The sequence below is a fragment of the Moorena sp. SIO4E2 genome, from assembly GCF_010671945.1.
GTDB classification, from domain to species: domain Bacteria; phylum Cyanobacteriota; class Cyanobacteriia; order Cyanobacteriales; family Coleofasciculaceae; genus Moorena; species Moorena producens.
Genome location: NZ_JAAHIE010000352.1, coordinates 5,543 through 8,031, shown reverse-complemented (window position 1 = coordinate 8,031; position 2,489 = coordinate 5,543). Strand labels below are relative to the sequence as shown.

At 43.4% G+C, this 2,489-nt stretch carries 6 protein-coding genes; 4 read left to right on the top strand and 2 right to left on the bottom strand.

The genetic code is table 11. The features are described 5' to 3' along the window. The 3 genes from F6K37_RS26875 to F6K37_RS26865 form a co-directional block, all read left to right on the top strand. A partial coding sequence (locus tag F6K37_RS26875) for a sensor histidine kinase (protein ID WP_287253420.1) occupies nt 1-340 on the top strand: 340 nt, incomplete at its 5' end. Between the two features lie 80 nt (nt 341-420). Further along, nucleotides 421-834, top strand: a complete 414-nt coding sequence (locus F6K37_RS26870; RefSeq protein WP_008188279.1) for an element excision factor XisH family protein — start codon at nt 421-423, stop codon at nt 832-834. Continuing rightward, nucleotides 822-1,163 (top strand): XisI protein, encoded by a 342-nt coding sequence (locus tag F6K37_RS26865; RefSeq protein ID WP_287253418.1) that lies wholly within the window; start codon nt 822-824, stop codon nt 1,161-1,163. The genes F6K37_RS26870 and F6K37_RS26865 overlap by 13 nt, the downstream gene beginning before the upstream one ends. Nucleotides 1,164-1,267: 104 nt before the next feature. Here the strand turns inward: F6K37_RS26865 and F6K37_RS26860 are convergent, their stop codons facing one another. Both F6K37_RS26860 and F6K37_RS26855 read right to left on the bottom strand, forming a co-directional pair. After that, on the bottom strand, nt 1,268-1,720 hold the full coding sequence (locus F6K37_RS26860) for a MerR family transcriptional regulator (RefSeq protein ID WP_008188274.1): 453 nt from the start codon (nt 1,718-1,720) through the stop codon (nt 1,268-1,270). Between the two features lie 65 nt (nt 1,721-1,785). Continuing rightward, complete coding sequence (locus tag F6K37_RS26855) at nt 1,786-1,923, bottom strand: hypothetical protein (protein ID WP_154659915.1); 138 nt, start codon at nt 1,921-1,923, stop codon at nt 1,786-1,788. Between the two features lie 323 nt (nt 1,924-2,246). On the opposite strand from F6K37_RS26855, the gene F6K37_RS26850 reads away from it, so the two are divergent. After that, the gene (locus tag F6K37_RS26850; RefSeq protein ID WP_287253416.1) at nt 2,247-2,468 is read left to right on the top strand and encodes a hypothetical protein; all 222 of its coding nucleotides are present in this window, start codon (nt 2,247-2,249) and stop codon (nt 2,466-2,468) included. Nucleotides 2,469-2,489: the final 21 nt, after the last annotated feature.

The following is a 2,489-nucleotide window of genomic DNA, read 5'->3' as shown; positions in this document are numbered from 1 at the left end:
TGATATCAATCGCCTCAAACAAGTCCTACTGAATTTGATTGATAATGCCGTAAAATACTCTAGTGTCGATAAACCAGTCACTGTTAAGTTAACTCAGGTGGATGGCCGTGGCAGAATTGAGGTCTGTGATCGTGGTATTGGTATTCCTTTAAAACAACAAGCCCGTATTTTTGACCGCTTCTATCGGGTCGATGAAACTAGAACTCGTTCTACCGGTGGCGCGGGTTTGGGTCTATCCATTGTCAAGACTTTGGTCGAGGGGATGGGGGGGAGTGTGAAAGTGCGATCGCAGTTAAACAAAGGAAGTATATTTACGGTTTGCTTACCGTTACAGTGGTAGGGAATACTGCCGGGCATCAGGATTTTGGTATCACTATTTTATTATCGGTAGGGTTTTCCAGGAGATGTTGCTATTCTACTATGGCAAGAGACAAGTATCATGAATTAGTAAAAGCAGCGCTAGTCAAGGAAAGATGGTTGATTACGGATGACCCCCTCATTGTAGAAGCTGGCAAACGTAAGATTCAGGTTGATTTAGGAGCTGAACGGTTAATTGCTGCTGAAAAAGATGGTGAAAAAATTGCTATAGAAATAAAAAGCTTTATTGGTGTCTCAACGCTTCATGATTTTTATCAAGCTTTGGGTCAGTTTAGTTTTTATAAGTATGCTCTTGAAAAAAAGATGCCGGAACGAACATTATTTTTAGCTGTACCAGATGATACCTATGAAGATTTTTTCAAGGAAGACTTTATTACAGAACTACTGGCTCGCTATCAGGTTAAAATGTTGGTGTATCGGATCGATGAAGCAACTATTGAGCGATGGATAAACTAGGGAAGTATAAGTCAATTGTTCGTAAAATTACCATAGAAACTGGGAAGCTGGGTGAGCGTCCTGATGATCAGGTTAAGAGTCAGATTATTTTAGATGATGAGAGGGGACACTACCTGCTGTATTTCAACGGATGGCGTGGCTCTAAACGCACTTACGGTTGTTATCTACATATTGATGTTAGTAATGATGGAAAAGTTTGGGTACACTACGATGGCACTGATTTGCGTATTGCTGAGAAATTGGTAGAGCTATCAATTCCTAAATCAGATATTGTATTAGGATTTATCTCACCAATTAGGCGAGCAGATACTGGTTTTGCTATCAGGTAAATCTTAGGATTGGCGAATGCGTTCGCGTAGCGGCTCGTACCGAGCATCGCTTAGCATAACCTAGGGTCAATCCCGTTTACAGTCCCTGACTCTGACTATGATGATCAGCTACTAGCCGGGAAACTGCCACCAATGAAGTGAATATCACTGAAAGTTTCGATCCACAAACGAGCGCCACAATCAAGTGGATTATCCGGCTGATAAACAATCTTACAAGGACCGAGGATTTCGACTTCGTTGCCGTAGAGATTAGTGCCCTTTCGTTTTACTGAAATCACTGGCTTCCGATCTTTGGGGCTTTTCTTGATATTCGAGCCAATGTGATTGCGATTGACATTAATCTTAGCTAAAGCGGGGGGACGACTGGTACGCCATTTGCCCTTTGGTCCACGGGTACCTTTAGTAATTTGTGGCAAATGGTTGAACAGAGGAATAATCCAGAATTTCCCGGTTTTATAGGCACCCCGGACGCGACCCTTCTCAAGGAGTTGTCGCAATCGTCTAGAGGAAATTCCTAATAAAGATGCTGCTTCAGTAGTACCAACACACTTGTTCATCAGTTGACTCTCCTTTAACTATTCCTATAATAATAGTCTAATAGATAAAAGAAAAATTGACAATGTCAGGGAATCGGGAATCGGGAATCGGGAATTGACGGAAGATTTAGGATATGGTTGGTGGATGCGTTCGCGCAGCGGCTCGTACCGAGCATCGCGTAGCGTGGCCTAAGGCCAATCGCGTAGCGGCTCGTACTGAGCATCGCGCAGCGGAGCCAATCCCTATCGCAATAGTTAGTTCACTAAAATAATTAATCAATTAATTATTGAGCTTGGTACACAGGATTTTTCCCCACTCCACAACTCCCTGCTCCCTGCTCCCTGCTCCCTATTCCCTACTCCCTACTCCCTACTCCCTAAAAAATTTGTTACAAAAATTTTCAAAATATGTTATAATTAAAGATTATTTGTGTTATAATAAAAATACCGTGGGCGCTAAAACGCTCCACGGTAAGAGCCAGCCGACAGTTTCTCCAGGACCCCAGGCTGGCTCTAGACCCCCAGTTAAGGAGATACCTAATATTTTATGTCCTACTCTCAACGCCTATATCCATGGGCGCTCATTCGTCTATTGCCGAAGATGCAGCGGATGGTTGTGCGTCGTTTTCGCAACCGATCAGATGCGGAGGGGCACTTGCAGGCTCTGAAACGACTGATGCCTGATGCTGATTTTATTATTATCTTCGATTTAGGAGACCCGATAGACGGCCAGCCTATAGACGACCAGCCTATAGACGAAGAATCTTAAGGAGCAGGGAGTGTGGGAAGT